General features: G+C 69.0%; 23 protein-coding genes. 15 read left to right on the top strand and 8 right to left on the bottom strand.

Annotated elements, in window-relative coordinates:
• The 4 genes from FCU40_RS09615 to FCU40_RS09630 all read right to left on the bottom strand — a co-directional run.
• Positions 1–2,164, bottom strand: a 2,164-nt coding sequence (locus FCU40_RS09615) for a CHASE2 domain-containing protein (protein WP_168074604.1), incomplete at its 3' end; no start/stop codon positions are given.
• Positions 2,161–3,501: a FecR domain-containing protein gene (locus FCU40_RS09620; RefSeq protein ID WP_168074606.1), complete on the bottom strand. Its 1,341-nt coding sequence runs from the start codon at positions 3,499–3,501 to the stop codon at positions 2,161–2,163. The genes FCU40_RS09615 and FCU40_RS09620, both read right to left, overlap by 4 nt.
• Positions 3,502–3,505: 4 nt before the next feature.
• Positions 3,506–4,315 (bottom strand): response regulator transcription factor, encoded by an 810-nt coding sequence (locus FCU40_RS09625; RefSeq protein ID WP_168074608.1) that lies wholly within the window; start codon positions 4,313–4,315, stop codon positions 3,506–3,508.
• An 84-nt stretch (positions 4,316–4,399) separates the two neighbouring features.
• Positions 4,400–5,596 carry a winged helix-turn-helix domain-containing protein gene (locus FCU40_RS09630; protein ID WP_168074610.1) on the bottom strand — a complete coding sequence of 399 codons (1,197 nt, stop codon included), beginning with the start codon at positions 5,594–5,596 and terminating at the stop codon, positions 4,400–4,402.
• 99 nt (positions 5,597–5,695) lie between these two features.
• Between FCU40_RS09630 and FCU40_RS09635 the strand changes: the two genes are divergently transcribed.
• On the top strand, positions 5,696–6,541 hold the full coding sequence (locus FCU40_RS09635; protein ID WP_168074612.1) for an aldose 1-epimerase: 846 nt from the start codon (positions 5,696–5,698) through the stop codon (positions 6,539–6,541).
• Here FCU40_RS09635 and FCU40_RS09640 read toward each other — a convergent pair.
• Positions 6,531–7,832 carry a lytic murein transglycosylase gene (locus tag FCU40_RS09640; RefSeq protein ID WP_168074613.1) on the bottom strand — a complete coding sequence of 434 codons (1,302 nt, stop codon included), beginning with the start codon at positions 7,830–7,832 and terminating at the stop codon, positions 6,531–6,533. The genes FCU40_RS09635 and FCU40_RS09640 overlap by 11 nt on opposite strands.
• A 212-nt stretch (positions 7,833–8,044) precedes the next feature.
• Here FCU40_RS09640 and ykgO point away from each other — a divergent pair, with 212 nt between their 5' ends.
• The 6 genes from ykgO to FCU40_RS09670 all read left to right on the top strand — a co-directional run bounded on the left by ykgO (position 8,045) and on the right by FCU40_RS09670 (position 11,238).
• Positions 8,045–8,170 (top strand): type B 50S ribosomal protein L36, encoded by a 126-nt coding sequence (gene ykgO, locus FCU40_RS09645; RefSeq protein ID WP_004616427.1) that lies wholly within the window; start codon positions 8,045–8,047, stop codon positions 8,168–8,170.
• Positions 8,170–8,787, top strand: a complete 618-nt coding sequence (locus FCU40_RS09650; protein WP_168074614.1) for an HAD family phosphatase — start codon at positions 8,170–8,172, stop codon at positions 8,785–8,787. The genes ykgO and FCU40_RS09650 overlap by 1 nt, the downstream gene beginning before the upstream one ends.
• Positions 8,741–9,721: an NAD(P)-dependent oxidoreductase gene (locus FCU40_RS09655; protein WP_275052047.1), complete on the top strand. Its 981-nt coding sequence runs from the start codon at positions 8,741–8,743 to the stop codon at positions 9,719–9,721. Before FCU40_RS09650 ends, FCU40_RS09655 begins: the two co-directional genes overlap by 47 nt.
• 89 nt (positions 9,722–9,810) lie before the next feature.
• On the top strand, positions 9,811–10,080 hold the full coding sequence (locus FCU40_RS09660; RefSeq protein WP_004616416.1) for a DUF2312 domain-containing protein: 270 nt from the start codon (positions 9,811–9,813) through the stop codon (positions 10,078–10,080).
• 47 nt (positions 10,081–10,127) lie between these two features.
• A complete protein-coding gene (locus tag FCU40_RS09665; protein WP_004616414.1) occupies positions 10,128–10,460 on the top strand; it encodes a hypothetical protein in 333 nt (110 codons plus the stop codon).
• 316 nt (positions 10,461–10,776) lie between these two features.
• The gene (locus FCU40_RS09670) at positions 10,777–11,238 is read left to right on the top strand and encodes a hypothetical protein (protein ID WP_168074658.1); all 462 of its coding nucleotides are present in this window, start codon (positions 10,777–10,779) and stop codon (positions 11,236–11,238) included.
• Between the two features lie 164 nt (positions 11,239–11,402).
• On the opposite strand, the gene FCU40_RS23300 is transcribed toward FCU40_RS09670, so the two are convergent.
• A complete protein-coding gene (locus FCU40_RS23300; protein WP_004616410.1) occupies positions 11,403–11,501 on the bottom strand; it encodes a hypothetical protein in 99 nt (32 codons plus the stop codon).
• Positions 11,501–12,964, bottom strand: coding sequence for a sigma-54 dependent transcriptional regulator (locus tag FCU40_RS09675; protein ID WP_168074616.1), 1,464 nt, complete (start codon positions 12,962–12,964; stop codon positions 11,501–11,503). The genes FCU40_RS23300 and FCU40_RS09675 overlap by 1 nt, the downstream gene beginning before the upstream one ends.
• Positions 12,965–13,110: 146 nt before the next feature.
• Here FCU40_RS09675 and FCU40_RS09680 point away from each other — a divergent pair, with 146 nt between their 5' ends.
• The 5 genes from FCU40_RS09680 to FCU40_RS09700 all read left to right on the top strand — a co-directional run bounded on the left by FCU40_RS09680 (position 13,111) and on the right by FCU40_RS09700 (position 18,574).
• Complete coding sequence (locus FCU40_RS09680) at positions 13,111–13,761, top strand: hypothetical protein (RefSeq protein WP_168074617.1); 651 nt, start codon at positions 13,111–13,113, stop codon at positions 13,759–13,761.
• 41 nt (positions 13,762–13,802) lie between these two features.
• Entirely contained in the window at positions 13,803–15,596 is a 1,794-nt protein-coding gene (locus FCU40_RS09685; protein ID WP_168074618.1) for a M3 family oligoendopeptidase, read from the top strand.
• Entirely contained in the window at positions 15,596–16,951 is a 1,356-nt protein-coding gene (locus FCU40_RS09690; RefSeq protein ID WP_168074619.1) for an AarF/UbiB family protein, read from the top strand. Before FCU40_RS09685 ends, FCU40_RS09690 begins: the two co-directional genes overlap by 1 nt.
• Before the next feature lie 222 nt (positions 16,952–17,173).
• Positions 17,174–17,647, top strand: coding sequence for a hotdog domain-containing protein (locus FCU40_RS09695; RefSeq protein WP_004616399.1), 474 nt, complete (start codon positions 17,174–17,176; stop codon positions 17,645–17,647).
• Positions 17,648–17,650: 3 nt separating this feature from the next.
• Positions 17,651–18,574 (top strand): alpha/beta hydrolase, encoded by a 924-nt coding sequence (locus tag FCU40_RS09700; RefSeq protein WP_168074620.1) that lies wholly within the window; start codon positions 17,651–17,653, stop codon positions 18,572–18,574.
• A 4-nt stretch (positions 18,575–18,578) separates the two neighbouring features.
• On the opposite strand, the gene FCU40_RS09705 is transcribed toward FCU40_RS09700, so the two are convergent.
• A complete protein-coding gene (locus tag FCU40_RS09705) occupies positions 18,579–19,049 on the bottom strand; it encodes an Imm50 family immunity protein (RefSeq protein ID WP_168074621.1) in 471 nt (156 codons plus the stop codon).
• 177 nt (positions 19,050–19,226) lie between these two features.
• Here FCU40_RS09705 and FCU40_RS09710 point away from each other — a divergent pair, with 177 nt between their 5' ends.
• The 3 genes from FCU40_RS09710 (at position 19,227) to FCU40_RS09720 (ending at position 21,714) form a co-directional block, all read left to right on the top strand.
• Positions 19,227–20,162, top strand: coding sequence for a glycosyltransferase family 9 protein (locus FCU40_RS09710; RefSeq protein ID WP_241693583.1), 936 nt, complete (start codon positions 19,227–19,229; stop codon positions 20,160–20,162).
• A 61-nt stretch (positions 20,163–20,223) separates the two neighbouring features.
• Complete coding sequence (locus tag FCU40_RS09715) at positions 20,224–20,454, top strand: aa3-type cytochrome c oxidase subunit IV (RefSeq protein ID WP_168074623.1); 231 nt, start codon at positions 20,224–20,226, stop codon at positions 20,452–20,454.
• A 117-nt stretch (positions 20,455–20,571) separates the two neighbouring features.
• Positions 20,572–21,714: a Re/Si-specific NAD(P)(+) transhydrogenase subunit alpha gene (locus tag FCU40_RS09720; protein WP_168074625.1), complete on the top strand. Its 1,143-nt coding sequence runs from the start codon at positions 20,572–20,574 to the stop codon at positions 21,712–21,714.
• Positions 21,715–21,726 lie beyond the last annotated feature (12 nt).

Here is a 21,726-nt window from a genome sequence, read left to right on the forward strand (position 1 = left end):
CCAGGCCCAGGCCCGCGCCCCCCGCGCCCGCGACGGAACCGGGGCGCTCGAAACGCTGAAACGGCAGGAAGGCCGCCGCGGCCTCCTCGCGCGAGAAACCAGGCCCTTGGTCGGCGATGGCGACGTGGGCCATCGGACCGTTCGGCGACGACTGCTCCGACAGCGTGACGGTGATCCTCGAGCCCTCGGGGCTGTATTTGACCGCGTTGCCCAGCAGATTGATCAGGGTGCGCGACAGCACCCCCCGATCGCCCAGCACGACGAGCGGCGTTTCGCCGCCGATCTGCTGGATCTCGATCCGTCGCTGGGCGGACTGCGGCCACAGCTCGTCGATCGCCTCGACGGTGATGTCAGCCAGATCCACCGGCTCCAGCGACACCGGCGTGACCTCGGCCCGCGCCAACTGCACGAAGCCGTCGGCCAGGGCCAAGGTGCGGCGGGCATAGGCCGCGATGCGGTCGGCGGTCTCGGTCGGCAGGTCCGGGGTCGTCGCCAGCAGGGCCAGGATCGAGGTCTGGGGCGAGCGCATGTCGTGGGTCAGCAACTGCAGGGCCTGCTCGCGCTGGCGCATGGCGGCGGTCAGGATCGAGATGTCGGCCAGGCGCACGATCCACCCCGCCGGGGCGCCGGTCTCGTCCCGCCGGAACACGGTCTGCAGCTGGAAGACCCGGCCATCGACCAGATGAAGATCGATGGGCTCGTGCTCGTCGGCGGGCGGGGGCCAGTCCAGCTCGAAGCGCTTGCCTAGCGGCTCCAGGGCGTTAACGAGATCGGCCAGCGACGCGCCCAGCACGGTGAGCTGGGTCGGACGGAACAGCGCGTTGGCGGCGGCGTTGGCGGCGATGGCCCGGCCGTGGGCGTCGGCGACCAGGGTGGCGTCGGGCAGGCTGAACAGGGCGTCGGCCGAGAAACGGCGGAGATCGTCCATCCGGGTGATCGCCTCGCCCAGGCTCGAGGCCTGGCGCGCGACCACGTCGCTTTCGAAATCCATCGGCTGGACGCGGCGGCCGCGCACGATCGACCGGATGCGGGCCAGTTCTCGGCTCAAAAGATCATTCACCCGCGCCAACTGCATCCATCCCCAGATCAGGGCCACCAGCGTCATGCCCAGCACCGCGGCGATGGGCGAGAGCCAAAGGTGGGCCAGCCAGAACATCGCCGCCGAATAGGCGAGGCCTACCGCGCAGAGCGCCGCTAGCAAGACGAGATTGGCGCGCGGCGGCAAGACCAGAAAGCCGGCCAGCAGCAGCCACAACAGCGTCAGGGCGAAGGCCGCGCGGCCCTCCGGTCCGGCCTCCCGGATCATCAGACCGCTACGCAGGCCGTCCAGCACGCTGGCCTGTAGCTGCACCCCGGTCATGCTGGAAGCGTCGGGCGTGACGGGCGTCGGAAAGGCGGGGCCCAGGCCTGGGGCGGTCAGTCCCACGAAGACCGTGCGGCCGCTGATCAGCGAGGCCGGCGCCTCGCCGTTCAGCACGCTGGAGAAGCTGATGTGGCGATAGATCGACGGCGGGCCGGCGAACGGGATCAGCAGGGTCTCGTCGAAGCCTCGGGTCATGTCGCGCGCCCCGACCGGATGGGTGGCGCGATGAACGACGGTCATCAGATCGGGGGCGAGGTTCGCGCCGTTGATCTCGAACGGCGCCATGCGGCGCACGACGCCGTCGTCGTCGAACCGGACGTGGGCCAGGCCGGCGCCCGCCGCGCCTTTGGCGATGGCCGGGATCGATCCGACCACCCGCCGAGGCGCGTCCGCTCCGGCGCTGGTCAGGAACTGCGGCAGATAGACCTTGCCCGATCGTTCGATGGCCTGGCCCAGCGCCTGGTCCTGGGCCGGATCGCCAGGCTCGCTGAACAGCACGTCGTAGACGATGGTCTTGGCGCCGGCCTGGCCCAGGCGATCGATCATCCGCGCGTGCAGGTCCCGCGGCCACGGCCACGCGCCCAGTTCGGCCAGGCTGCGGTCGTCGATATCGACCATCATGATGTTGGGATCCGCCGGCCGGGCGCTGACCCGCGCCAGCACGTCGTACAGCACGTTGTCGATCCGCGTGGGCGGAAACCACGCGAAAAGCGCGAAGCAAATGCTGGCGAGGCCCGACAACAGCAGCCACGACGGCAAACGTCCGGTCGGCTTTTGCGGGCGAGCCCCCGCGCGGGTCATCCGCCGATCCGCAGCGTCTGGGGCGGTCCAAGCTTTTCGGTCACCGTCCCGTCCTTGAAGCGCACGACGGCGACGCGCCAGGCGTACTCGCCGGGCGGCAGGTCGGTCAGCGTCAGTTGCGGTTCCGAAAGACCCGGCTGGTCGACCAACGGCCGATCAGGATCCTTGGCGGCGAACAGCTGGAAGCGATAGTTGCGCGTCCCGTCGCCGGCCGAACTCCAGCGGAACAGGAACTTGCGGTGCTTGCCCTCGCGGCTGTCGCGGGGGGCGCCGGCGTCCAGGGTGTCGAGGTCGCGGTCGAAGCTGTAGTCGGCGGGAAAGCCTTCCAGGCCGTGGGCGTCCAACGCCGTCAGGCGCACGAAATAGGTGCCGTTGCTCACCGCGCCGAATTCGGCGGCGCTGGGCGGCTGGGCGGCGGCCTTTGTCACCGTCTCGGCGAAGATGTCGATAAAGCCGGCGTCGCGGGCCAATTGCAGCCGGTAGGCGGCCGCGCCCTCGAGGGGCTGGACCGTGAAGCGGACGACCTTGTCGCTCTGGGTCTGGCCGCCCGGACCAAGCTTGGGCGCGGGCAGCAGCTTGACCGGTTCGCTGACTCCCGAGGCCGAGACTCCGACGCCGTAACCGGCCGGGATCGGCGCGCCGCCGGTGGCGACCGCGCCGGCGTCCACGCCGACGGCGCCCTTCAGCACCTCGGTCTGGGCCTTGTCGCCGTCCGCGCCGACGCGGAACTCGGTGCCGCGCACGGCCGAGACCGAGACCGGCGTGCGCACCTCGAACCGGGCGCCGGGCGTCTGGTTCGGCGTGGCAGAGATCGTTCCCCGACCCTGGTCCAGCTGGAATACCCGTTGGGGGGCGTTGTTGATCAGCACCTGGCGCAGCTTGGCGATGCGAACGCGGGTGTTCGAGGGCAGGGTGACGCGCGAGCCGTCCTCCAGCTCGAAGGTGGCGAAAGCGCCGGGACCGGTCACCACGCCCTGGCCTTCCCGCAGCGGCATCCCCACCCGGGCGGGCGTGCTCTGGCCGCCCGTCTCGATCAGCACGGGACCGGAAAAGGCCGACAGCGAGGCGACGATCGGCGTCGCCTTCAGCAGGTTTGGATCGATATTCAGTTGCGAGCCGCTGCGCAGGCGCGTGGGGCGGGCCACGCCATTGGCCTTCTGCACGGCGCGGTAGTCGCTAGGGCGGTTCATGTAGCGCGCGGCGATCCCGATCAGGGTGTCGCCCGGCTTGACCATATAGGCCACCGGCGGTTCGGCCGAGGCGCTGGTCTGGGCGCGCGCCGCGCTCGTCGCCAGCGCCGCCGCCAGAAGGAGGCTCGCCCCCGCGGCCCTGTTCATAACTCTACTCTCCCCCGCCCGTCTCGGGATCACACGCTTCCAAACGATACCCGAAACCGTAGACGGTGCTGAGTCGGAAACCGTTATTCGGCCGCAGGTGCAGCTTCGCCCGCAAACGCGACACGTGCGCGTCCAGGGTGCGGGTTTCGAGATCCGGCCGCTGGCCCCAGATCCGGCGCAGCAGGTACTCGCGCGACAAAGGCCGCGACAGATTGTTGAACAGCAGGGACGCCAGCTGGAACTCCTTGGGCGTCAGGGCCTCGACGTGACCCTTCCAGGACGCGGTCTGGGCGCCGGGATCCAGCCGATACGGGCCGTGCTGTTCGATCTGAGGCGTGACCGGCGGACGGTGGATGCGGCGGACCACGGCGTTGACGCGCGCCAGCAGCACCTGCGGCTGCAACGGCTTGACGATGTAGTCGTCGGCGCCGGCGTTCAGGCCCTCCACCAGGTCGGCCTCGACCGAGCGGCTGGTCAGAAGCAGCACCGGCGGCGCCGTCGCGGGATCCTCGCGCAGCAGTTTCAGGGTTTCGATGCCCGACAGCTCGGGCATGTTCCAGTCAAGGATGATCAGGTCGAAGGTCTGCTTGCGCAGTTCCGCCAGAAGCCGCGAGGGCTGAGTAAAGCTGGTGCAGACGAAACCGCTTGGGGTCAGCACCGAGGCGACGAGCGCGTTGTGGCTGGGGTCGTCGTCGAGCAGCGCGACTTTCATGCAATCACTTAAGCTGGGAAGTGGCGCGCCTCGCGGGGGAGCGAGGCGCGCCTCGGTCATCTCGCTGTCGGTGGGGCGACGAGCAGGAGACCTGCAATTCATGTTTACCTCGCACCGCCTAGGCTTGCTCGTATTTGTCAGGCATTTTTACAATACTTTACAGTCGAGGCGAGCGATGCGTCGCGCTTAGGTGGCATTCAAACTCAATTTGGGTGAGAGTTCGCCCACGGAGCGAACCTCGATCCCCTCCAGGCCCAGCCAGGCCGCCATTCGCGTGAGTTCACGCCACAGTCGAGGGGCGGTTTCCGCGTTCGCGGCGGGCTCGGCATGGGCGGCCTGGACCAGCAGTCTGCCCGCCTTGCGGTCGGCCTTCAGATCGACGCGGGCGGTGATCGTCTCGTCCTGAAGGAACGGCAGGACGTAGTAGCCGTGGGTGCGCTTGTGGGCCGGCGTGTAGATCTCCAGCCGCACGCGCACGCCGAACAGGCGCTCGGTCCGCTCGCGGAACCAGATCAGGTTGTCGAACGGCGAGAGCAGGGCGTCGGCCTTGATGGCGCGGGGACGGCGGGTCCCTGGCCATAGGTAGGCCGGTTGATCCCATCCTTCGACCTGGACCGGCGTCAGGATTCCGTCTTCGACGAGTTCGGCCAGCGCCTTACGGGTGTCGGCTGGGCCAAGGCGGAAATAGTCGCGCAGGTCTCGCTCGGTGGCCACGCCCATCGCCCGGCCAGCGGTCGCCAGCAAGGCGCGATGGGCCTCGTCGCGGTCGGGCGTCGGCGTCTGGCTGATCGATCGCAAAGCCCTTTCCGGCAGATCATACACCCGCTCGAAGCTGGCGCGGCGGGTGGCGGTGGTCAGGCGGCCGGTCCAGAACAGGCACTCCATCGCCCGCTTGCCCTCGCTCCAGCCCCACCAGCCGCCCTGGCCCTTGGCGCCCAGGTTCAGCTCGGAGGCGGTCAGCGGCCCGCGCTCGGCGACGGCCGCCAGGGCCTGGTCGATGAAGTCGGGGTGGTCGCGGAGAAAGGCGGCGACATGCTTCCAGACCCCGACGCCCGCGGCCGCGTCCGCCATCCGCCAACGCAGCATCGGATGCAGCGCCAGCGGCGTCAGAGAGGCCTCGTGCGCCCAGTATTCGGCCAGGGCGCGCGTCTTGCCCCAGGCCAGGTCGTCGAGCAACCTCCGGTCATACGCGCCCAGCCGCGAGAAGAACGGCAGATAGTGTGAGCGCGACAGGACGTTGACCGAGTCGATCTGGACCACGCCCAGCGCCTCGATCGTCGACAGCAGGTGACGTTTGGCGGGCGCGGCGGGACGCGGGCGGCCAAAGCCTTGCGCCGCCAGAGCGATGCGCCGCGCGTCCTTCGCGGAAAGGGTTTCGACCATGGCGGCAGTTGAGCTCGCGTCGCCAAGGCGCGCAAGGCTTGGCCCGACGATCGAACGGCCATACCGATGCGCCGCGTCCGCTGTTTGGGAGTCCGCCGCATGACCGTCCTCGAAAAAGGGTCCGCCCGCCTGATCCTCGCGCCCGAGACGGGCGGAGCGATCGCGGGCTTCACCGTGAGCGGCCGCGACGTGCTGCGGCCGGCGCCCGCCGGGGTTCTGGACCCCCTGCTCACGAGCAATTTCCCACTGGTCCCGTTCTGCAACCGCGTTCCCAACGGCCGCTTCGTCTTCGAGGGGCGCGAGGTCGCCCTGGCGCCGAATCTCCCTGGCCATCCGCATGCCCTGCACGGCCAGGGCTGGCGCGCCGTCTGGCGCGTGGCGCGGGCGGACGCCGCCGAGGCGACGCTCGTCCACGACCACGCGCGGGGCGACTGGCCCTGGTCCTATCGCGCCGAGCAGCGCTTCGTGCTCGGCGACACCGGATTCCGCGTCACGCTTACCGTGACCAACACGGACGAGACGGCCATGCCCGCCGGCCTGGGTCTTCATCCCTATTTCCCGCGTCGGACGGGCGAGACCCTGACGGCGGCCAACGACGGGGTCTGGATGGTCGACGCCGACGTGCTGCCGACCGTTCATCATCGGGGCGTCTGGGGGCCGGACTGGGCGACGGGCGCGGCGGTCGAGGGGCCTGACCTGATCGACCATTGCTATACCGGATGGGATCAGCGCGCGGTCCTGTCGGCCCCCGGCGCGCCGGACACGGTGATCACCGCCTCGCCCGAATGCCGCTGGCTGCACGTCTATGCGCCGCCAGGCGACGACTTCGTGTGCGTCGAGCCTTGCGCCAGCCGTCCCGATCCGTTCGGCGCCGGCGACACCGGCATGATCAGGCTGGCGCCCGGCGAAAGCCGCTCGATCTGGATGGACGTCTCTACGGGCTGATGCCCGCCCGGGCCTTCAGGCGAGCGACCATGTCGGCCGACAGATAGCCGTCGGCCGGCAGTTGCTGGCTCTGCTGCCAGGCGCGCAGGGCCTTGCGGGTGCCCACGCCGATGACGCCGTCGGCCGGTCCGGGGTCGAAGCCGAGGCGCGACAGAGCGATCTGGGCCGCCATGCGGTCGGCCAGGTTCAGCGGCGTCTCGACCGGCCACGGCGTGACCAGCGGTCCGCCGCCGCCGAAGCGGTCCGCCAGCAGGCCGATGCCCAGGGCGTAGGCGGTCGAGTTGTTGTAGGCGCGGATCGCGAAGTGGTTGGGCAGGGCCAGGAACGCCGGGCCGGTCGCGCCCGCCGGCAGGATCAGCATGGCCGGCGAGGCCGCGTCCGCCGCCGTCCAGGCCAGGCCGTCGGCCCGGCTCACGCCCCGGGCCTCCCACCACGCCGGCGGCTGCTTTTCGACCTCGGTGACCGAATAGTCGAAGCCGGCGGGGAGGAGGACTTCCTTGGCCCAGCCGACGCCGGGCTTCCAGCCGCCCTTCATCAGGAGGTTGGCGGCGGAGGCCAGCGAGTCGGCGTCCGAGGTCCAGATGTCGCGCCGGCCGTCGCCGTCGAAATCCACGGCGGTGGAGCGATAGCTGGACGGGATGAACTGGGTCTGGCCCATGGCGCCGGCCCATGAGCCGCGCAGCTGGGCGCGGGAGACCTCGCCCGAATCGATGATCTTCAGCGCCGCGATCAGCTCGCCCTCGGCCCAGGCGCGCCGGCGGCCGTCGGCGGCCAGGCTGACCATGGAGCGGATGACGTCGAAATTGCCTTGCAGTTGGCCGAACGCCGATTCCATGGCCCAGACGGCCAGCAGGATGTCGCGCGGCACGCCGTAGCGAGCCTCGATCGCCGGCAGGAAGGTCAGCTCCTCGCGCTTGCGGCGGCCCACGGCGATGCGGTCGTCGCTGATCACGCCCCTGATGTAGTCGCCGACCGGCTTGGAGAACTCCGGCTGGCGGCTGTCCAGGCTGATGACCTTGGGATCGGGCGTGACGCCCGACAGCTCGCGGTCCAGCAGGGCGGGGGACAGGCCCGCGGCCAGGGCGCGGACGCGGAAATCCTTCATCCAGGTGTCGAAGGCCAGTTCGCCGGCGGGCACGGGCGTGTCCGGCGAGGGCGGCGGCGCGGCGGGCTTGGCCGGAGTCGGCTGGGGCGGCGGCGGGGGCGCGACCGCCGTCAGCGGTCCTTGCGGAGAGGTGTCCGCGCAACCGGCGAGCAGGAGAACGAGAAAGACGCGACGATCCATGGCCATGGGGCGGAAGCTACTGGGGTTCGTGTAAAGGCTTCAATCACAAGCGCGCCAGCGCGGTGAAGTTCCGCGCGGGCGCCAATAAGACGCGAAGTCCTTTCCGCGCATTGACTCGCGGCCGTGTCCTGCTTATACGCACCGCCTCCGAAACACCCCGGAAGTTCCGGCCGCCCGCTCGCGCGCCCGAACCTCTCCGCTGAAGTACAGAGACGGTCATGAAGGTTCGCAGCTCGCTGAAGTCGCTGAAGGGTCGCCACCGCGACTGCAAGATGGTTCGCCGCAAGGGCGTCATCTACATCATCAACAAGACCGACCCGCGCTTCAAGGCCAAGCAGGGCTGATGACCGCCGCGCGTCCCAGAGCCGTTCTCTGGGATGTCGGCAATGTCATCGTGCGCTGGGATCCCCGCGCGCTTTACGCGAAGATCTTCAAGGAACCGGCCGACATCGACCGGTTCCTTTCGTCTGTCTGCACCCTGGATTGGCACGTCGAGCACGACAAGGGCGTGGCGTTCCCGGACAACGCCGCCCCGCTGATCGCGCGCTTTCCCGAGCATGAGGCCGAGATCCGCGCCTGGGACCAGCGCTTCGATGAAATGCTGTCGGGGCCGGTGCCCGAGACCGCCGCGGTGATCGAGGCCCTGGCCGACCGCGATGTCCCGCAATTCGCCCTGACCAACATGCCGCAGAGCAAGTGGCCGGTCGTCCAGGCCATCGCGCCCCGCCACTTCGGCTTCTTCCGCGACGCGATCGTCTCGGGCGACGAGAAGGTGATCAAGCCGGCGCGGCGCATCTACGAGATCGTGCTGGAGCGCACCGGCCTCGCGCCCGCCGACCTGCTGTTCATCGACGACAGCGCCGCCAATATCGACGCGGCCATGGACATGGGCTTCCACACCCACCATTTCACGGATCCGGCGCGCCTGCGGGCCGCCGTGGAGCGGCACGGCCTGCTCTGACGACGAGGCGGGATCTCGATCCAAGGCCCTCGCCCATAGCACTAGACGGAGTTCTCGCATGAACGTCGGTTTCATCGGTCTTGGCGCCATGGGCGCGGCCATGGTTCGCAACCTTCTGGCCAAGGGCGTGACGGTGACCGTGTGGAACCGCTCGCGCGCGATCGTCGACGCCCTGGCCGCCGAGGGCGCGAAGCCCGCCGCGAGCGTCGACGAGGTCTTCGCCGCCGACATCGTGCTGTCGATGCTGGCCCACGACCAGGCCGTTCGCGAGGCGCTGATCGACAGCGGCGCGCTGGGCCGGGCTCGGAAGGGTCTGGTCCACGTCAACCACGCCACGATCTCGGCGGGGCTGGCGGTCGAGCTCGCCGCCCTCCACGCCGAGCTGGGCCTGGGCTATGTCGCCGCCCCCGTCTTCGGTCGCCCGCCCGTGGCCCTGGCCGGCGGTCTCAACGTGCTGGCCGCCGGCCCCGACGACGCGGTGGCCAAGGCCAGGCCCGTGCTCGACCTTCTGGCCGCCAAGGTCTGGCCGCTGGGCGAGGATCCGGTCCGCGCCAACGCCCTGAAGCTGGCCGGGAACTTCATGATCGTCTCGGCCATCGAGAGCATGGGCGAGGCGGTGGCGCTGGGCGAAGCCTATGGCGTGCCCGCTCCCGAACTGCTCGACATGCTGACCAGCACGCTGTTCAACGCCCCGATCCACAAGATCTATGGCGGCATGATCGCCGAGCGCCGTTACAGCCCGCCCGGCTTCACCGCCGAGCTGGGCCTCAAGGACGTGCGCTTGGTGCTCGACGCCGCCGAGGCCAAGGGGCTCTCGATGCCGCAGGCCGATCTGGCGGAGGCCAGCCTGGAAATGCTGCTGGGCGGCGAGGACAAGGATCTGGATCTGGCGGCGCTGGCCGAGGTGGCGCGCGCCAGGGTCGAGGGCAGGTAACGGTGGACGGTCGCTGAATCCCGCTTCCCAGGGGCGCGGCTTCGAACTAGGTTCCGCGCCTCCCAATTCCAGCCCGCGAGACTTCCCGCATGGCCGACGACGCCATTCCCCACGCCGACGTTCTGAACAGCACCGCTCAAGGCCAACTGAAGTCGATCGTCGAGCGCGTCGAGCGGCTCGAGGTCGAAAAGGCCGAGATCATGGAGCAGATCAAGGAAGTCTATAACGAGGCCAAGGGCAACGGCTTCGACGTCAAGGTGCTGAAGAAGGTGGTCCGCCTGCGCAAGCAGGACCGCGCCAAACGTCAGGAAGAGGACGCGATCCTCGACCTCTACCTCTCGGCCATTGGCGAGATCTGAGTTTTTTAGGGTGCGCTGGCGCGTAACGTCGGGGATAGTCCTCCGCGATGCGCGCCAAGCCGCCCGATCCTAAACTGCAAGCCAAGAAGGCCGCGCTGAACGCCCTCAAGCGCGCCCGTCGCGCCGCCGAGAAGTCGGGCGTGGAGCTCTCCGAATGGGAGGGCGAGTTCCTGACCAGCGTCGCCCAGCGCGTCGAGACCTACGGCCGAGCCTTCGCCGATCCCGAGAAGGGCGCGCGCGGCCAGGCGCTCTCCGGCAATCAGACCCTCAAGCTCAAGGAAATCGTCCGCAAGGCCAAGGGCGAACGCAAGCCCATGAGCCGAGGCAAGGGCTTCCAGCGCCGGGGCGCGCGGCCCGAGCCGCCAAGCGACGACGATTGAGTTTTTCCGGCTCTTGTCCCGCCGTTCTTCGGCTCTTGCCCCACTGTCGCCATGATTGCTGTTGGGCATGGCTTGCAACAGGCTAGACCCAGGTTTTCGTCTAAAAGGCTTACCAAAAACCGTCGTTCGGCGAGACTTGTTAAGATCTTGGTAATGATCGACGCCGAAAATGTGAACAATTGTAAAGAGTTAAGAAGAACCACTTTGTAGGGTTCCGGCCGCGAGCGGGCGCGGCGGCCTCTGTCTCGATGCACGCGGACCTTGTGGTCTGAATCGGCTTCGGGCGCGAACCCTGCTGCTCAGCGGAACAAGGATGATGGCGACCACCTATCAATACCTGCTCCGCCGCAAGGCGGAGCTGGAAACCGGTATGATCGAGGCTCAGCGGCGCGCCCAAGCCCCGTTCGAGAGCGAGCTGCGCGCGATCGTGCTGGCGCTGGACGCGTTGAAGCAGGCCGGCATGGCCGAACGGGTGGCGGGAGAGCCGGCGCCGTTCGCCCCGCCGACGCCGGGCAAGCGCGGCCGACGCGGGCGCTCGACCCGCGACATGATCCTGATCACCCTGCAGCAGGCGCCCGGCCTCAACGAGACGGAGATCGCTCGCCAACTGGATCATCGCTGGAGCCGCCCGGTGAAGCCCGTGGCCGTCGGGCGCGAGCTGGAGGCTATGGCGCTGGAGGGACTGGCCCGCCGCTCGGGGTCGGGCTGGATCCGGATCGAGGGGGCGGCCGAGGCGGATGCGCCGTTAAGCCTCGGCGTCTCCGCGAAAGGTCATTAGAGCGTGATAGCCGAAAGTGTGAGCGGTTTCGGCGGTTATCACGCTCTAAATGTTTGATTTAGAGCCTTATCCGCTCGAATGATTCCATTCGAGCGGATAAGGCTCTAGAACCGCGTTAAGCTAAGTCGTGACGGGCGCGCGCAGGCGAGCCCGGCGCCCTTCCGTCAGCCCCGCTTCGGCTTCGTCGACGGCCGAGCGGGCTTGAGCAGGACCTTCAGGCGCTGCTCGCGCGAGATCGGACGCAGGATCGTCGGGTTCGTCATCAGCCGGCCTCTTTCATATCGACATCGATGCCCTGCTCGCGAACCTTGCGATAGAGCGTCGAGCGGCCGATCCCGAGGCGGCGGGCCACTTCGCTCATATGGCCGGCATAAACGTCGATCGCGTGCTGAATTAGGTCGCGTTCGATCTCTTCCAGGGTCCGCAGATGGCCGCGCTCGTCGAGGATGCGCACCGGCGAGTCGGCCGGCGCGGCCATGGCGGCGTGGGCGGCCTGCAGCAGGGCCGCCGGCGGCGGGACCGGCGCGATCGACACCGCCTCCAGCGGCGCGGCCAGGCCCGAAATGGCGGGGAAGTCGTAGGGCTGCAGGTACGGCGCGTCGGCCAGGACGATGGCCCGATAGACCGTGTTCTCCAGCTGGCGGACATTGCCCGGCCAGTCGAACGCGGTCAGCAGCCGCAGGGCCTCGGGCGAGGCGCCGATGACGCGCTTGCCTTCCTCGACATTGAAGCGGCGGATGAAGGCCTCGACCAGCGCGGGGATGTCCTCGCGACGCTCGCGCAGCGAGGGCGCCTCGATCGGGAAGACGTTCAGGCGGTAGAACAGATCCTCGCGGAAGCGTCCGGCCGCCACGGCCTGCGCCAGGTCGCGGTTGGTCGCCGAGACGATGCGGACATCGACCTTGACCGAGCGCTTGGCGCCGATCGGGTCGATCTCGCCTTCCTGCAGGGCGCGCAGCAACTTGACCTGCATGTCCAGCGGCAGCTCGCCCACCTCGTCCAGGAACAGGGTGCCGCCGTCGGCTTCCTTGAACTTGCCCAGGTGCTTGTCGGTGGCGCCGGTGAAGCTGCCCTTCTCGTGGCCGAACAGGATCGACTCGACGAGGTTCTCGGGAATGGCGCCGCAGTTGACGGCCACAAAGGGCTTGCCGGCGCGGTCAGACGAGCCGTGCACGGCGCGGGCGATCAGCTCCTTGCCGACGCCGCTCTCGCCGGTGATCAGCACCGGAATGCCGCTCTTGGCCGCGCGCTCGCCCATCCGCTTGACCATGGTCATGACCGGCGAGGCGCCGATCAGGTCCGCGAAGGTGGTCTTGCCGCCGGCCCGCTTGGTCAGACGCTCGACCTCGCCCCTCAGGTCGCCCATCGACAGAGCGTTGCGGATCGAGACCGTGATGCGCTCGGGCGAGGCGGGCTTGATGAAGAAGTCGCTGGCCCCGCCTTGCATCGCCTTGACCACCGTGTCGACGCCGCCGCTGGCGGTCAACACGATCACGGGCTGGGTAAAGCCGCGCGCGCGCAGCTCCTTCAGCGTCTCCTGGCCGTTCAGGCCGGGCATGACGAGGTCCAGAAGGATCACGTCGGCCGGCGCGCCCGAGGTCAGGTGCGCCAGCGCCGCGTCTCCGCCATCGGCATGCGCGACCGCGAAGCCTTCGCGCTCGAGCACCGCTTGAATCAACCGACGTTGTGTCGGGTCGTCATCGACGACAAGGACCGTTTTGGTCATTGGGCAATCCACCAGAACCGGCCATGCTCCCGTGGAGCACGGCTCTTGTTGGTTCAGAGTGATACAGCGCGCGGGTAAACACCGGCTTTCGCAGACGTGTCGGGAACCTTAAGGCTTATGGTTAACGGGTTCCTGGGGAGGTCTTCATGTTTGTCGGACACTATGCGGCGGCTCTGGCCGCGCGGGCGGCCGAGCCGCGCGCGCCGTTCTGGACCTATGTGCTGGGCTGCGAGGCGCTGGATATCGTGTGGGGCGGCCTGGTGGCGACGGGGGTCGAGAAGGCCAGCGTCGATCCTCACCTGGCGGGCAGCGCCCTCGTGCTCAGCCACATGCCCTTCAGCCACGCCCTGCCGGCGGCGCTGCTGTGGTCGGTGGCGATCGGCGCGGGACTGATGACCCTGCTGAAATTGCCCGGGCGCGCGGGTCTGTTCATCGGCCTGACGGTCTTCTCGCACTGGATTCTCGACTTCCTGGTCCACCGGCCGGACCTGCCGCTGCTGTGGACGGGGCCGAAGGTCGGGCTGGGCCTGTGGAACCACGCGGTGCTGGAAGAGGCGCTCGAGATGGGCCTGCTGGCCATCGCCGGCGCGGCCTGGGCCTGGCGGCGCGGCCGGGAAGGGCGCTCCTGGTGGGGCGCGCCGGCCTTCCTGGGCTTTCTGCTGCTGTTGCAGATTGTTCCGCTGCTGTCGCCGCTGGGCGGAGATCCGCTGTCGCTGGGCGGCAGCGCGCTCAGCGCCTATCTCGTGGCCTGCGTCATCGCCTGGATGGTCGAGCCGCGCGGGGTCGCGGCGACCTAAACGATTGCAACCGACCGGGGGCGAGCCCTATTTCCTCGGGCATGAACGCGCCCTTCAAGCCCGACGCCCCGCCCGAATGGAACCTGGCCGATCTCTATGACGGTCGGAACGATCCGCGCATCGAGGCCGACCTCGCCGCCGCCAAGGCCGCCAATGACGAGCTGGCCTCGCTGGAGGGGCTGTTCCTCGAGGCTCGCCAGGAGCCGGACCGTCTGGGCGTGCTGCTGGATCGCGGGATCCGCCTTTACGAGCAGGCCACCAACGGCCTGTGGAGCGTCGGCGCCTACGCGACCCTGGCCGCGTCGGTCGCGCGCGACGATCCGGCCTGGGCCAAGTTCGAGGCCGATCTTCGGGCGCGCTCGTCCCAGATCGCCGCCGAGAGCCTGTTCTTCACGCTGGAACTGAACCAGCTGGAAGACGGCGAGATCGCCAAGGCGCTGGAGGTTCATCCCGAGGCGGCCCGCTGGACGCCGTGGCTGCGCCGCGTGCGCCTGTCGCGGCCGCACGAGCTGTCGCCGGAGCTGGAGCGCTTCATCGTCGACAAGGCGCCGGCCGTCGCCAACTGGGTGCGTCTCTATGACGAGACCCTGGCCAAGCTCACGGCTCCTGTTGGAGATGAGAGCCTGACCCTGGCCGAGGCGCTGAACCGCCTGTCCGATCCCAGCGGCGAGCGCCGCGAGGCCGCCGCCCGGGGTTTGGCCAAGGCCCTGGAGGAACGCGCGTCCACCCAGGCGCTGGCGCTCAACACCCTGGCCTTCGAAAAGCAGGTCGAGGATCGCTGGCGCCGCTACGACCATCCGGCCCAGTCGCGCCACCTGGCCAACGAGGTCGACGCCGACGCGGTCGACGCTCTGGAGCAGGCGGTGGTCGAGGCCTATCCGCGCCTGTCGCATCGCTACTACGCCCTGAAGGCCAAGGTGATGGGGCGCGAGCGGCTGGACTACTGGGACCGCAACGCGCCGCTGACCGCCGCCGCCCCGCGCGCCTATGCCTGGGACGAGGCCAAGGGCATGGTGCTGGAGAGCTTCCAGGACCTCGCGCCCAGGTTCGCCGACGCCGCCCGGGTGTTCTTCGACAAGCCGTGGATCGACGCGCGACCGCGTCCGGGCAAGCAATCGGGGGCCTTCGCCCACCCGGTGACGGCCGATCGCCACCCGTTCGTGTTCATGAATTACATGGGCGAGCGGCGCGATGTGCTGACCCTGGCCCACGAGCTGGGCCACGCCGTGCACCAGACCCTGTGCCAGCCGCTGGGCACGCTGCTGGCCGACACGCCCCTGACCCTGGCCGAGACGGCGTCGATCTTCGGCGAGGGCCTGGTGTTCGACCGCCTGCTGGCCGAGGCCTCGCCGGAGGACCGCAAGGGCCTCCTGGCCGGCAAGATCGAGGACGGCCTCAACACCGTGGTCCGCCAGATCGCTTTCCACCGCTTCGAGCGCCGCTTCCACGAGGCCCGGGCGGACGGCGAGCTGTCGCCCGACCAGATCGGCCAGTTGTGGCTGGACGTCATGGGCGAGAGCCTGGGTCCGGCCGTCACGCTGAACGAGGGCTACGAGCACTATTGGGCCTATGTCAGCCATTTCTGCCACGCGCCGTTCTATGTCTACGCCTACGCGTTCGGCGACCTCCTGGTGCGCGGCTTGATGGAGAAGCGCCGCGAGGACCCGGCCAAGTTCGCGCCACTCTATGAGCAGCTGCTGGCGGCCGGCGGGACCAAGACCTATGTCGAGGCTCTGGCGCCGTTCGGGCTGAACCCGCGCGAAAAGGCCTTCTGGGCCGCCGGCTGCGCCCAGCTGGAGCGGCTTGTGGATGAGTTCGAAGCCTTGGTGAGCTGATGGCCGATGACGCCCGCGACCCCGAACGCGATCGCCTTTCAGGCCGCCTCTCCCGCTTCGCCAAGGTGGGCGCGGGGCTGTCCGGCGCGGCCGTGTCCTACGGCGCCAACCGCATCTTGGGCGGCGAGGACGCCGACGCGCGCAACGCCAAGGCCCTGAAGGCGGCGCTGGGCGGGCTGAAGGGGCCGCTGATGAAGGCGGCCCAGATGTTCGCCACGGTGCCGGACCTGCTGCCGCCCGAGTTCGCCAAGGAGCTGGCCGAGTTGCAGACCAACGCGCCGGCCATGGGCTGGCCGTTCGTGCGTCGGCGGATGGCGGCCGAGCTGGGACCGGACTGGCAGGGTCGGTTCAAGAGCTTCGAGCACGAGGCCGCCGCGGCCGCCTCGCTGGGCCAGGTGCATCGGGCGGTCGCCCATGACGGCCGGGCCCTGGCCGTGAAGCTGCAATATCCGGACATGCAGAGCGCGGTCGAAAGCGACCTCTCCCAGCTGCGCGCCCTGATCGGCCTCTTCAAGCGCATGGACGGCTCGATCGACCCGTCGGAGATGATCGTCGAGATCGGCGACCGCCTGCGCGAGGAGTTGGACTACGGCCGCGAGGCGGCGATGATGTCCGTGTACGGAAACTTCTTCGCGGGGCGCGAGGACATTCGCATGCCGACGCCCGTTCCGGAGCTGTCCACCGGGCGCCTGCTGTCGATGACCTGGCTGGACGGGCAGGGGCTGTTGACCTTCAAGGCCGCGCCGCAAGAGGTCCGCGACCGCATCGCCGCCCTGCTGTTCGAGGCCTGGTGGAGCCCGATGACCCACCTGGGCGTCATCCACGGCGACCCGCATCTGGGGAACTACAGCTTCGCGGGGGAGGGCGCCGCGCACCTCAACCTGCTCGACTTCGGCTGCATCCGGGTGTTCCCGCCGAAGTTCGTGGCCGGGGTCGTGCGGCTCTATCGCGCCCTGTCCAACGAGGATCGCGACGAGCAGGTCGAGGCCTATCGCACCTGGGGCTTCCAGGGGCTGACCCACGAGATGGTCGACACCCTGAACGTCTGGGCCCGGTTCATCTACGGCCCGCTGCTGGACGACCGCGCCCGCACCGTGGCCGACGACGTGCCGCCCGGCGAGTACGGACGCCGCGAGGCCTTCAAGGTGCGCCAGGCGCTGAAGGCGATCGGCGGGATCACCATCCCCCGCGAGTTCGTGTTCATGGACCGCGCGGCGATCGGCCTGGGCGCGGCCTTCCTGCACCTGGGCGCGCGGCACAATTGGAAGCGATTGTTCGAGGCCTCGCTGGAGGGCTTCTCGGAAGAGGCGGTGGCCGAGCGGCAGGCCAGGGCCTTGGCCGGGGCGGGCCTCTAGAAACCCGATCTTCCCGGCGAATGCCGGGATCCAGATCTCAAAGCGCTGAATCCGATGGGCGTAGCGCCGAGTTTCCAGAACCCACGTCAGCGCTCTTCCAGCTGGGCCCCGGCATTCGCCGGGCAAGTCGGTGTTTGGGTGGCCGCGTTCCTGTCCGGGATGGTCCGCCCCGCCCGCTACGGAAGGCTTTCGCTTTTTTCAAACGCTCGTTAGCTTGGCCCCATGTCCGACGACCTGACAGACGCCCAGACCGCCGCCATTCCAGAGGGCTTTTCCCAGCTCAACTGGTCGCGCGGCTTTGGCCGTCAGATCGGTCCGCTGTTCGAGAAGCGCGAGGGGCCGGGCGAGGCGCGCCTGGGCTTCCGGGTCGAGGAGCACCACACCAACGGCCTGGGCAACTGCCACGGCGGCATGTTGATGAGTTTCGCCGACATGGCCTGGGGCCGGATCATCTCGCTGCGGAAGTCCTACAGCTGGGTCACGGTCCGGCTGATGTGCGACTTCCTGTCGGGCGCCAAGCTGGGCGACTGGGTCGAGGGCGAGGGCGAACTGATCGGCGAGGAGGACATGCTCTTCACCGTGCGCGGGCGCATCTGGGCCGGCGATCGGACGCTGATCACCGGAACCGGCGTCTTCAAGGCGCTCTCGCCCCGCAAGCCGCGCCCGGGCGAACTGGCCTTCAAGGAAGAAGCTTAAGACATGGCTGACGATCAGGCGGCTCTCGCCGCGCCGCTGGCGCCGTTCGGCGGCCAGCTTCCCCCCGCGCCGGCCTGGTTCGAGGCCGCTGTCGCCCAGACGCCGGAGCGCTCGGCCCTGGCGGTCGAGGGGGCGAACATCGAACTCCTGACCTGGGGGCGGGTCGGCAAGCCGGGCCTGCTATTCCTGCACGGCAATGGCGCGCACGCCGACTGGTGGAGCTTCATCGCGCCCTTCTTCGCCAACGACTGGCGGGTGGCGGCCATCTCGTGGTCGGGCATGGGCGGCAGCGACTGGCGGTCGGCCTACAGCGCCGAACTATTCGCGACCGAGATCTTCGCGGCGGTCGAGGCCGCGGGCCTGGAGGCGGGCGGCGTCAAGCCGATGGTGGTCGGCCACTCGTTCGGCGGCTTTCCGACCCTCTATTGCGCCGCGCGCCATCCCGAGCGCCTGCGCGGCGCGATCATGGTCGACAGCAGCATCCAGCCGCCGGAGAAGCGCTGGAAAGGCCCGCCGCCGCGCTCGGGCCTGGGCAATCGGGTCTATCCGACGCTGGAGGAGGCCCTGGCGCGGTTCCGCCTGGCCCCGCCCCAACCCTGCGAGAACCTCTATATCGCCGACTTCATCGCCAGGCGCTCGCTGAAGGAAGTCGAGGGCGGCTGGACGTGGAAGTTCGATCCCGAGCTCTGGCACAATTTCCGGATGCCGGATCTGGGCTTGCTGTTGCCCGAGATCGCCTGCCCGGCCGCCCTGATGTGGGGCGAGCGGTCGAACCTGATGCACGCCGAAACCCTGGACTACATGGTCGAGCAGATGCCCGCGCACGTGCGCCGCCTGGCCATTCCCGACGCCGACCACCACGTGATGATCGACCAGCCCCTGGCCTTCGTCGCGGGGTTGAGAGGGCTTCTGGCGGGGTGGGCCTGAGCGTCTAGTCTTTCGGGGCGGGCGCCACGCTGGCGCGTCCTTGGCCGGTAATCGCGCCAGGCTTGGCGTATTGGCTTCCGGCTGGAATTCCAGGCTGGAGTTCGATCTCCAATTGACGCGCCTCGATGGTCCCGGCGAGGCCCCACGCATCGTCGATCACCATTCGGAAACCTGCATCGAGGCCGCGCGAGATGCTCAGGTCCATCACGGCATTCTGGCCGTTGAAGCCTGATAGCTCGATGTTCAGCAGATCGATCAGGTGGAAGGTCACGATGGTGTGCTTCGTGCAGACGAAGAAGCCTTGCGCATCAACCTCGGAGGTCATTTCGAAGCCGTGGATGCGCAGGGAGCAGCGCGGTTCGTCACGATCCAGGATCACGCTCAGCACTTCGGCGTCGTGAAAGCGGGGCGCGTATCCGAACCAGGCGACCAGTTCGGGGCCGCCAGGGACGTTTCGAAGGAGTTCCGGGGTCATGGAGCTTATACCGGCTGGAAGGCAGGGCCGACAGTCGCGTCCCGCGTGCTGGATGACAAGTTCCCGACCAACCGCTAAGCCGCTTCCACCGGCCGCCGCCGGGGAGATCGATCCTTCGTGAACGTACCGTCCGGCCCCGTTCTCGTTTACGCGCCCGATCGCGGGATCGGCGACCTGATGTGGCATCTGCCGACCATCCGGGCGATCGCGGCGACGACGCCGGAGGGGCGGGTGGTGCTGGTCGCGCGGCCGTCCAGCCGGGCGGCCGAGGTGCTGGCGGTCGAGCCCAGCGTGGCCCGCGTGCTGTACGCCCCGCACTACAAGGACAGGCTCAAGGGCGTTCGCGAGACGATCGACTTCTATCGGCTCTGCAAGGCCGAGAGGCCGCGCGCCGTCTGGATCCTGGAAAAGATCGACCGCCCCGCCATCGCCGCCGCCCTGGCCGGCGCGCCCGAGCGGCGCGGCTTTGGCCTGGGTCACGGCCAGGAGCGCTGGCTGAACCGGGGTCCGTTCCTGCCCAAGGCCATGCGGCCCGCTCACAGGATCGACAAGCTGGCGGCCTTCGAGGCGGCCCATGGCCTGGTCGTGACCAGCCGCGAACCGGCGCTGAAGCTGGATCCCGAGGCGCTGGCGACGGTCAAGGCCCGGTACGCCGACCGTCCCGGTCCCTGGCTCTGCCTGGGGATCGGGGCCAGCGAGCCCGCGCGCACCTGGCCGGCCGAGCGCTTCGCCGAGACGGCCAGGCGGCTCGCGGACCTGTTCGGCACGGTATTCTGGGTCGGCGGCCCGCATGAAGCCGACGCCGCCAAGGCCGCGATCAGCGATCTGCCGAACAATGTCGTGGCCTGCGACCTGCCGCTGGACCAGTCGGCGGCGCTGATCGCGCTGTCGGCGGGGTTCCTGGGCAACGACTCGGGCGCGCTGAACGTCGCCGCCGCCGTCGGCACGCCTTGCGTGGGCCTGATGGGCACCGCGCCGGTGCCGGCCTATTCGAAATGGCTGTCGCGGCTGGACGCCGGGGCGGGACGAATCGCCGACATCACGGTCGACCAGGCCGTCGCGGCGGTGCGCGCGCGCTTCGTCTCCGAGGCCTGGGCTCACACGCGCGCTTGAGCGTTCGGCTTCCGCGTTGTATCGGCGAACTCTGGAATTTCAGTTCTTTCGAGGAAGACACATGGCCGGCGACTATCACCGCGGTGAAATGGACATCCACGAGCAAGCCGCGACCTATGCCGCTTTCGGCAAGATGACCAAGTGGGGCTCGCTGGCGATCGCCACGCTGCTGCTGTTCATCACCCTGCTGTTCTGCACCCCCACCGGCTTCATCGGCAGCTTCATCGCCGCCGCGGTGCTGGTGGCCGTCGGCGTGATGGCCCTGAAGGAAAAGCCGGGCTCGGCGCACTGACACCGGTGGCCAACGGCATATTTTTGCCCTGACCTGCACGTCACGCCTCGACAAGAGGCAAGACTATCCCCTAGAGAGCCCGTCATGCTGCTGGGGTAACAGCGCTCTGGGGAGGGTATGCCGATGGCCGTCATCGCCGTCACGAAAGAAACCCGCGCGAACGAGACGCGGGTCGCGGCCACGCCTGAGACCGTCAAGAAGCTGGCCGCCGCCGGCTTCTCGGTCGTGGTCCAGGCCGGCGCCGGGACGGCCGCGTCCTATCCGGACGCCGACTACGAAGCGGCCGGCGCCAAGATCGCCAAGACCGCCGCCGAGGCCCTCAAGGACGCCGACGTCCTGTTCAAGGTCCGCGCGCCGGAAGCCGCCGAGATCGCGGCCCTGAAGAGCGGCGCGATCGTCGCCGCCGCGCTCAATCCCTATCAGGACAAGGAGACGCTGGACGCCCTTGCCAAGGCCGGCGCGACCGCGATCGCCATGGAGTTCATCCCGCGCATCACCCGCGCCCAGGTGATGGATATGCTCTCGTCCCAGGCCAACCTCGCCGGCTACCGCGCCGTGATCGAGGGCGCCGAGGCCTATGGCAAGGCCCTGCCGATGATGATGACCGCCGCCGGCACCGTCGCCGCGGCCAAGGTGTTCATCATGGGCGTGGGGGTCGCCGGCCTGCAGGCCATCGCCACCGCCCGCCGTCTGGGCGCGGTGGTCACCGCCACCGACGTGCGCCCCGCCACCAAGGAGCAGGTCGAGTCGCTGGGCGCCAAGTTCCTGGCCGTCGAGGACGAGGAGTTCAAGAACGCCCAGACCGCCGGCGGTTACGCCAAGGAGATGTCCAAGGAATACCAGGCCAAGCAGGCCGAGCTGGTCTCCAGCCACATCGCCAAGCAGGACATCGTCATCACCACGGCCCTGATCCCCGGTCGCCCGGCCCCGAAACTGGTCAGCGCCGCCCAGGTCGCCTCGATGCGTCCGGGCTCGATCCTGGTCGACCTGGCCATCGAGCAGGGCGGCAATGTCGAGGGGGCCAAGCTGAACGAGACGGTCGTCACCGCCAATGGGGTGAAGATCCTTGGCCACGCCAACCTGCCCGGCCGCATCGCCGCCGACGCCAGCGCGCTCTACGCCCGCAACCTGGTGGCGCTGTCGACCCTGTTCACGACGAAGGAGGGGGAGTTCGCGCCCAACTTCGAGGACGAGATCCTGCAGGCCGCCGTCGTCACGCGCGGCGGCGCGATCGTGCATCCGAATTTGAAGACCGCCTAACTCCAGCATCGA

It is taken from the genome of Caulobacter sp. SSI4214, assembly GCF_012184455.1.
GTDB classification, from domain to species: Bacteria; Pseudomonadota; Alphaproteobacteria; order Caulobacterales; family Caulobacteraceae; genus Caulobacter; species Caulobacter vibrioides_E.

Bases quoted from the DNA above. Each gene is read 5' to 3' on its own strand.
- FCU40_RS09675 (WP_168074616.1), bottom strand. From the start codon at position 12,964: ATGACCAAAACGGTCCTTGTCGTCGATGACGACCCGACACAACGTCGG.
- FCU40_RS09630 (WP_168074610.1), bottom strand. From the start codon at position 5,596: ATGGTCGAAACCCTTTCCGCGAAGGACGCGCGGCGCATCGCTCTGGCG.
- FCU40_RS09685 (WP_168074618.1), top strand. From the start codon at position 13,803: ATGAACGCGCCCTTCAAGCCCGACGCCCCGCCCGAATGGAACCTGGCC.
- FCU40_RS09715 (WP_168074623.1), top strand. From the start codon at position 20,224: ATGGCCGGCGACTATCACCGCGGTGAAATGGACATCCACGAGCAAGCC.
- FCU40_RS09700 (WP_168074620.1), top strand. From the start codon at position 17,651: ATGGCTGACGATCAGGCGGCTCTCGCCGCGCCGCTGGCGCCGTTCGGC.
- ykgO (WP_004616427.1), top strand. From the start codon at position 8,045: ATGAAGGTTCGCAGCTCGCTGAAGTCGCTGAAGGGTCGCCACCGCGAC.
- FCU40_RS23300 (WP_004616410.1), bottom strand. From the start codon at position 11,501: ATGACGAACCCGACGATCCTGCGTCCGATCTCGCGCGAGCAGCGCCTG.
- FCU40_RS09660 (WP_004616416.1), top strand. From the start codon at position 9,811: ATGGCCGACGACGCCATTCCCCACGCCGACGTTCTGAACAGCACCGCT.
- FCU40_RS09705 (WP_168074621.1), bottom strand. From the start codon at position 19,049: ATGACCCCGGAACTCCTTCGAAACGTCCCTGGCGGCCCCGAACTGGTC.
- FCU40_RS09625 (WP_168074608.1), bottom strand. From the start codon at position 4,315: ATGAATTGCAGGTCTCCTGCTCGTCGCCCCACCGACAGCGAGATGACC.
- FCU40_RS09720 (WP_168074625.1), top strand. From the start codon at position 20,572: ATGCCGATGGCCGTCATCGCCGTCACGAAAGAAACCCGCGCGAACGAG.
- FCU40_RS09695 (WP_004616399.1), top strand. From the start codon at position 17,174: ATGTCCGACGACCTGACAGACGCCCAGACCGCCGCCATTCCAGAGGGC.
- FCU40_RS09665 (WP_004616414.1), top strand. From the start codon at position 10,128: ATGCGCGCCAAGCCGCCCGATCCTAAACTGCAAGCCAAGAAGGCCGCG.
- FCU40_RS09690 (WP_168074619.1), top strand. From the start codon at position 15,596: ATGGCCGATGACGCCCGCGACCCCGAACGCGATCGCCTTTCAGGCCGC.
- FCU40_RS09620 (WP_168074606.1), bottom strand. From the start codon at position 3,501: ATGAACAGGGCCGCGGGGGCGAGCCTCCTTCTGGCGGCGGCGCTGGCG.
- FCU40_RS09680 (WP_168074617.1), top strand. From the start codon at position 13,111: ATGTTTGTCGGACACTATGCGGCGGCTCTGGCCGCGCGGGCGGCCGAG.
- FCU40_RS09650 (WP_168074614.1), top strand. From the start codon at position 8,170: ATGACCGCCGCGCGTCCCAGAGCCGTTCTCTGGGATGTCGGCAATGTC.
- FCU40_RS09640 (WP_168074613.1), bottom strand. From the start codon at position 7,832: ATGGCCATGGATCGTCGCGTCTTTCTCGTTCTCCTGCTCGCCGGTTGC.
- FCU40_RS09670 (WP_168074658.1), top strand. From the start codon at position 10,777: ATGGCGACCACCTATCAATACCTGCTCCGCCGCAAGGCGGAGCTGGAA.
- FCU40_RS09635 (WP_168074612.1), top strand. From the start codon at position 5,696: ATGACCGTCCTCGAAAAAGGGTCCGCCCGCCTGATCCTCGCGCCCGAG.
- FCU40_RS09710 (WP_241693583.1), top strand. From the start codon at position 19,227: ATGTGGCATCTGCCGACCATCCGGGCGATCGCGGCGACGACGCCGGAG.